We start from the raw sequence: 7,844 nt of genomic DNA, 5'->3' as shown, positions 1-7,844 counted from the left end.
CAGATGTCTGTCAAAGACTTGCAATCGATCAAGAAAACCATTCGTAGCCTGCTGGCTGACGCGCTGGGCGTCGCCGCCGGGGACATCAGCGAAAGCCGGACCTTTTTCGAATTGGGCCTGACCTCGCGCATCGGCGTGCTGTGGATGGCCCAGGTCAACCAGGCCTATGGGCTGGGTATCCCGGCGGTACGTGTCTTCAACTACCCGACCCTGGAGCGGATGGCCGAGCTGGTACACCAGGAACTGGCCGCCCAGGGGGGCGAGGGCGGCGCCCAGCGCCCGTCGCGCACGATGTTCGGCCGGCGTCCGGCGCCCGTCGCGCCAGCCCCTGGCCCGGTGCCGCCGGCCCCGGAGCAGGCGCCTGCCGTGCACCCGGTGTCGAGCAAGCTGGCGTCGAGAAAACTGGCGTCGTTTCGCGGGCAACCGCGCGGCAAGGCGCAACCCGCCGAGGCTGTCGCGGTGGCGGTTCCCCAGGTACCGGTCGCTCGGCCCGCGGCGCCCACGGCCGATCCAGGCGCCATCGCCATCATCGGCCTGTCGGGGCGCTTTCCCCAGGCGCGTAACGTGCAGGCGTTCTGGGAAGCCGTGGCCACGGGCCGCGACTGCATCAGCCGCGTCGCCCGCGACTACTGGCGCATGGACCAGGCCTACAGTGCGACGCGCCAGGCGGGCAAGACCTATTCCGACTTCATCGGCGCCGTCGACGATATCGACCGCTTCGACCCGTTGTTCTTCAATATTTCCCCGGCCGACGCCGACGACATGGACCCCCAGCAGCGCCTGTTCCTGCAAGAGGCCTGGAGCTGCCTGGAAGATGCCGGCCTGCATCCGCAGCAACTGGCCGGCAGCAAATGCGGGGTCTTCGTCGGCTGCGGCAACTACGGCCAGAGCCAGAACGGCCATGCCCTGAGCGCCGCCGGTTTCCTCGGCGGCAGCGCCTCGATCCTGGCCGCGCGCATCGCCTACCTGCTGGACCTGCGCGGCCCGTGCCTGACCATCGACACCGCCTGTTCCGCCTCCCTGGTGGCCATCGCCCAGGCCTGCGACAGCCTGGTCATGGGCAACAGCGACCTGGCCCTGGCCGGCGGCGTGTCGATCCTCAGCGATCCGTCGATCCATATCATGGCCAGCCAGGCCAACATGCTGTCCGCCGACGGCCGCTGCTACAGCTTCGATCAGCGGGCCAACGGCTTCGTCCCGGCCGAGGGCGTGGGGGTGGTGGCCCTCAAGCGCCTGGCGGACGCCCAGCGCGACAACGACCCGATCTACGGCACCCTGATCGGCTGGGGCGTCAACCAGGACGGCAAGACCAACGGCATCACGGCGCCCAGCCAGACCTCCCAGGCCGAGTTGCAGCAAGCGGTGTTCCGCCAGTTCGGCATCGACCCGCGCACCCTGGGGCTGATGGAGGCCCATGGTTCGGGCACGCCCCTGGGCGACCCGATCGAAGTGGAGGCCCTGGTCAATGCGTTCAAGCCATTCACCGACGACAGCGGCTTCTGCGCCCTGGGTTCGATCAAGGGCAACATGGGGCACATGCTGGCGGCGGCGGGGGTGGCCGGGTTCTTCAAGGCGCTATTGGCGATCCGTCATCGACGGCTGCCGCCCTCGGCGCACTTCCAGGCCCTCAACGAACATATCCGGCTCGATGGGTCTCCCTTCTTCATCAATACCGACAACCGCGAGTGGAAGGTGCCCGCCGGCACCCGGCGCCGTGCCGGGGTCAGTTCGTTCGGCTTCAGCGGCACCAATGCCTATGCCGTGCTGGAGGAGTACCCGCAACCGGTGCCCAGGCCCGCCACCGCGCCCGTCGAGCAGGTGATCGTGCTCAGCGCCCAGAGCGAGGAGCGCCTGCGGGCCTATGCCAGCACGCTGCTGGACTTTTTGCGCGACGGGGGCGCGACCCTGGGTCTTGCAGACGTCGCCTACACCTTGCAGGTCGGGCGGCTGGCCATGGACGCGCGCCTGGCCCTGGTGGCCCATTCCCTGGACGGGCTGCAAGCGGCCCTGGCCGGCTACCTGGCGGGGGTCGCCGGCGATGACGGCGACGCCAGCCTGTTCCACGGCAAGCCCGTGGCCGACCAGGATGCCTTGCTCGATGCCGACGAAATCCCGGCGCTGGCCTTGCGCTGGGCGCAGGAGGGCAAGTGGGCGGCGCTGGCCCGGTTGTGGGTGCGGCGCGGCTTCGACTGGCAGCCGCTGTGGGCCCAACGCGGCGAAGCGCTGCCGCGGCGGGTGAGCCTGCCGACCTATCCGTTCGCCCAGCGTCCCTGCCAGATGCCGGTGTTCCAGGCGCCGGGCGCCCCGGCGGTCGCCGCGGGGCTTTCGCAACTGCTGCAGCGCAACGTGTCGACCTTCGAGCAACTGGCGTTCCGGTCGGTGTTTAGCGGCGACGAATTCTATTTTGCCGACCATGTGATTGCCGGGCGCAAAACCCTGCCGGGGGTGGCCTACCTGGAAATGGCCTGCACCGCCGGCTACCTGGCCGCGGGCCAGAGGGTGTCCCGGCTGCGCAATATCGTCTGGCTGCAGCCTTTCCTGGTGGACCGCGAGCCGGCCACCCTGGAACTGCGCCTGAAGCAGAAGAACGGCAAGACCCGCTTCGAGATCCATGGCCTGTCCAATGCCCGCCAGCAGCTGTGCGCCCAGGGCGAGCTGGTGATCGACGCCACGCTGCCCGAGGTGCCGGCGCTGCCGGACCTGGCCGGGTTGCTGGCCGAGGCCCGGGTGCTGGACGAGCGGGCGGGGTGCTACGCGCGCTTCGCCGCCCAGGGCTTTGCCTACGGCCCGACCTTTCGCGGGATCAAGACCCTCTCGCGCAGCGGCCAGTACCTGATCGCCGAGATCCAGCGCCAGGCGGGCGGCAGCCGCGGCGAACCGCCGGTGCCGGCGGGCCTTGGCGAGCACTATGCGTTGCTCGACGGCTTCGTCCTCAACCCGGCGCTGCTCGACAGCGCGTTCCAGCCGTGCATCCGCTTCTGCGAGCAGGAAGATCCCAGCAGCACCTACATCCCCTACGCCCTGGAGCAGATCAGCGTTTTCAAGGCCTTGCCCGAACGCTTCTACAGCGTCGCGCAACTGCGGGAAATCGACGCCGAAAGCGCCCAGTGCTCGGTGCATATCCTCAGCGAGAGCGGCGAGTTGCTGGTGCACATTCACAACCTGACGTTGCGCCCGATCAAGGCGCAACAGGCTGTGCTGTCCAGCCAGCTGTATCGCATGGACTGGCTGCCCGCCGCCCCGGCGCCCAGCGTCGACCCAGCGCAGTTGCAGGCGCCGCGCCTGCTGTTGGTCGCCGACGCGCAGCTGGCCGCCCACCTGGCGCGGCCCCAGGACATCCTGGTGTATCCCGCTGCGGCCTTTCGCTGCGTGGCGCCTCGGCACTACGAGATCGCCCCCGGCAACCCGGACGACTACGCGCAGCTGTGGGACGCCTGCGCCGTCCCCGGGATGACCGTGGTCCATGCCTGGGCCCTGGGCGCGCCGGCGGCATTGCCCCAGGCCCTGACGCTCAATCTGCATGCGCTGACGTTTATCGCCCAGCAGTTGATCCGCAATGGCGCGGGCAAGGACACGACGCTGCTGCATTTCTATCCCCATGACCTGCCGGCCGGGATGGCTGTGGGCGGCTTCATGCGCAGCCTGGCGGCCGAACAGCCGCTGTGGGCGGCGCGCTCCGTCGGTGTGCCTGGGGAGGCGGCGCCGCGTCTGGCCGAACGGCTGGAGCGCGAAATCGGCGTCCGCCAGCCATCCGGCCAGGGTGTGGAAGTGCGCCTGGAGGAGGACCGCCGCCTGCTGCTGAGCGCCGTCCTCGACAGCGAGGCGCCCACGGCGGCGCCGGCCTTGCGCGAGGGCGGGGCGTACCTGATCAGCGGTGGCGCCGGCGGGCTGGGGCTGATCCTGGCCCGGCTGCTGGTCGAGGACTATCGAGCCCGGGTCATCCTCACCGGGCGCACGCCGGCGGCGCAGTTGCCGGCGGCGACGCAGCAGCGTCTCGCGGCGCTGAACCGGAACGAACAGGGCGGGCGGGTGGAGTACCTGGCCGCCGATATCACCGACCTGCCAGGCACCCTCGAGCTGGTCGCCACGGTCCGGCAGCGGGTCGAGCGTATCCACGGCGTGTTCCATTGCGCCGGGAGCATGGACAACGCCACGCTGGCGAGCAAGAACGCCGAGGGAATCGCCCGCATCGTCGAGCCCAAGGCGCTGGGCGTGGCCCATCTGGACCAGGCCCTGGAGCACGAAGCCCTGGACCTGTTCGTGGTCTATTCGTCGATTTCGGCGGTCATGGGCTTTGCCGGCCAAACCGACTATGCCTATGCCAACCGCTTCCTCGACGGCTTCGTCGCCCAGCGCCAACGCCGGGTGCAGCAAGGGCTGCGCCAGGGCCGGAGCCTGGCGCTCAACTGGACCCTGTGGCGCGACGGCGGCATGCAGCTCGACGAGCAGAGCACGCTGTTCCTGGAGCGCAGCCGCGGCCTGGTGGCCCTGGATACCGAGGCCGGCATGGCCGCCCTCAAGCGTTGCCTGGCCATCGACGGGGCGACCCAGCGGGTGGTCGTCCAGGGGCAGGCCAGCGCCATCCAGGCGGCCTGGAACGAGTTTCCCAAGGCGCCGCGCAGCACAGCCCCCGCACCACGCCCGACGGCCGACAGTTCGAGCGTCGGCCATTCGACGGGGCAGGGCGCGTCGGCGGTGGGGGAACGCACCCTCAGCGAACTGGCGGACCTGCTCAAGCTGGAACCCGCCGATATCGACCCGGACCAGGACCTGATGAAGTACGGCCTGGATTCCATCGGCGCGATGATGCTGATCAACAAGATCAACGACGCCTTCGACATCAGCGTGCAGCCGGCCGCGCTGCTGCGCCACACCAGCCTCAGGGCCTTCACCGCGCATATCTGCGACGAGCATTTGCCCGAGGCGGCCGCTGCCGCGCAGCCGCAACCCGCACCGACGCCTGTCGCGGCGCCCGCACCCGCACCCGCACCCGTACCCGTGGCAGTACCTGCGCCCGTCGAGGCCCGGCCCGCGCCGGCCGTGGCGGTGAGCTATCCCGACCCTTACCTGGCCCCGGTGCCCAGGGCGGACTGGATCGACAGCGCCGCGCCGGCCGCCGAGGCCGAGGTCTGGCCCATGACCCACGGCCAGCAGTCGCTGTGGTTCATCCATAAGCTCAACGAGGACAGCGCGGCCTATCACATCGCCATGACCTTGCGCCTGCGCTCGCCCCTGGACCGTTCCGCCCTGGAGCGCAGCTACAGCCTGCTGGTACAGCGTCATCCGGCGTTGCGCGCGCGGTTCCGCGAACATCAGGGGCAGCCGGTACAGGAAATTCCGCCGACGGCGCATCCCGACATCGGCGTGCACAACCTGGTCGGCCAGTCGCCCGAGCAGGTCCAGGAGGCGCTGCGGGCCGCCCATCGCCAGCCGTTCGACCTGCAGTACGGCGCACTGAGCCGGTTGCGCCTGTTCATCTGCGGCGAGGGCGACACCCTGCTGCTGTGGACCGTCCACCACCTGGTGTCGGACGCCTGGAGCCAATGGCTGCTGCTCGACGAGCTGCTCAGCGGCTACGCGGCCCTGTGCCGCGGCGAGCAGCCGCTGCTGGCGCCCTTGACCAGCAGCTTCGCCGACTTCGTGCGCGAGGAAGAAGCCTTCCTGGACAGCGCGGCCGGCCAGCGCCAGCGCGACTTCTGGAGACGCCAGCTGGCCGACCCCGAGGTGCGCCTGAACCTGCCACTGGACTTCCCGCGACCCAAGGCCCAGACCTTCAATGGCGCGTCCGTGACGATCGAGTGCGGCGCCGAGCTGAGCGAGGGCCTCAAGGCCCTGGCGCAACGCGAAGGCGTCACGGTCTTCACCGTGCTGCTGGCGGCCTACCAGTGCCTGCTCGGCCGCTATTCCTCGGACCGCCAGGTGCGGATCGGCTCGCCGGTCTCGGGACGGATAGACCAGCGCTTCAATCCGCTGGTGGGCTACTTCGTCAACTCGGTGGTGCTGGCCGCCGACCTGCGGGCCAACCCGTCCTTCAGCGAGCTGCTGCAGCAGCAGAAACAGGTGGTGCTGGAGGCCCTGGAAAACCAGCGAGTGCCGTTCGCCAAGCTGGTGCAGGACCTCAACCCCAGCCGCGAAGCCGGGCGCACGCCGCTGTTCCAGGCCGAGTTCGTCTACCAGAAACCGCACCAGAGCAGCGAACTGATCCGCATCCTGTCGCCCCGTGAAGGGGTGCCGATCCGGCACCAGGGGCTGCACCTGGAGTCTGTGCCCTTTTCCCAGCAAGAGGGCCAGTTCGAGATCGGCCTGGAGATGATGGACATCGACGGCCAACTGGCCGGCGCCCTGAAGTTCAATGCCGACCTGTTCGCCGCAGCGACCATGGTACGGATGAAAGAGGGCTTCCTGAGCCTGTTGCGGCACTGCGTCAGCCAGCCCCGGACCCCGGTCTGGTCGCTGCCGGTGGTGGCCCAGCAGGACCTGGCCCTCTCGGCCGCCTGCCTGCAAGGTCTGCAGGCGCCGGTGGCGCCCTTGACCACGGCCCAGCTGTTCGAGCGGCAAGTGCTGCAACAGGCCGCGCAGACCGCCCTGGTCGACTCCCAGCGCAGCTGGAGCTACGAGGCCTTGAACCAGCGGGCCAACCGCCTGGCCCAGCACCTGCGGGCCGCCGGCCTGGCACCGGGGCAGGGCGTGGCCCTGTGCATGCAGCGTTCGGGCGACCTGGTCGCGGCGTTGCTGGCGGTGTTCAAGGCCGGTGCTTACTACATCCCGATGGACCCGGGTTTCCCCGCCCAGCGCCTGCAGCACATGCTCGAAGACGCCCGGCCGGCCTTCATGCTGGTCGACAGCCTGGCCGGGTTGCCCCAGGGGCTGTCCCTGGGCGGCACGGCGCTGCTGGACCTGGCGGCGCGCAGCGCCGAGATCGAGGCCTGTGCGCCGGACAATGTGCCCAGTCAGTCGCGCATGCAGGACAGCGCCTATGTGATCTACACCTCCGGCTCGACCGGCAGACCCAAAGGCGTGCAGATCTCCCATCAGGCGTTGAGCAACTTCCTCCAGTCCATGGGCCACGAACCGGGGCTTGCGGCGCAGGATCGCCTGCTGGCGGTGACCACCGTGTCCTTCGACATCGCCGCCCTCGAGCTGTACCTGCCCCTGGTCAACGGCGCCTGTGTGGTTCTGGCCTCGCGGGAGGCGGCCATGGACGGCCTGCAGTTGCAGCGCCTGCTCGACGAGCAGCGGATCACGCTGATGCAGGCCACCCCCACCACCTGGCAGATGCTGGTGAGCAGCGGCTGGGCCGGCAAGCCGGACCTGCGCATCCTGTGCGGCGGCGAACCGCTGCCGCGCAGCCTGGCGCGGGAACTGCTGGGGCGCAGCCGGGAGCTGTGGAACCTCTATGGTCCGACGGAAACCACCATCTGGTCCTGCGTCGAGCGGGTCGACGGCCAGGGCGAGTCGGCCATCGTGCCGATCGGCAAGCCGATCCAGAACACCAGCCTGCACATTCTCGATGCAGCCCTGGCGCAAGTGCCGCCGGGGGTGGCCGGCGAGTTGTGCATCGGCGGCGAAGGGGTCGCCAGCGGCTACCTCAACCGCCCGGAGCTGAACGCCGAGAAGTTCATCCAGACCGCCAGCGGCCGGGTGTACCGCACCGGCGACCAGGCGCGCCTCACGCCCCAGGGCCAGCTGGAGTTCCTGGGCCGCGAGGACGGCCAGTTGAAGGTCCGCGGTTTTCGCATCGAGGCCGGCGAGATCGAGAACCTCCTGCGCAGCCATCCCCAGGTGCGCGACGGCGTGGTGACCCTGGGCCAGCGCGGCACGGGCGGCGACGCGGAAGGGGTGTT

Annotated in this window: 1 protein-coding gene (running past one end of the window); it reads left to right on the top strand. The window is 69.7% G+C overall.

Annotated elements, in window-relative coordinates:
* The first annotated feature begins 3 nt into the window (after positions 1 to 3).
* Positions 4 to 7,844, top strand: the 5' portion of a protein-coding gene (locus tag ACQKQA_RS03380) for an amino acid adenylation domain-containing protein (protein ID WP_427553518.1). Its footprint extends 589 nt past the window's final position; the window shows 7,841 of its 8,430 coding nt (coding positions 1-7,841); its start codon is at positions 4 to 6; its stop codon lies off the right edge, out of view.

It is taken from the genome of Pseudomonas sp. NPDC089530 (assembly GCF_050280705.1).
In the GTDB taxonomy this organism is placed as follows: domain Bacteria; phylum Pseudomonadota; class Gammaproteobacteria; order Pseudomonadales; family Pseudomonadaceae; genus Aquipseudomonas.
The sequence above is the reverse complement of the archived record's forward strand: the minus strand, read 5'-3'. Positions and strand labels throughout refer to the sequence as shown.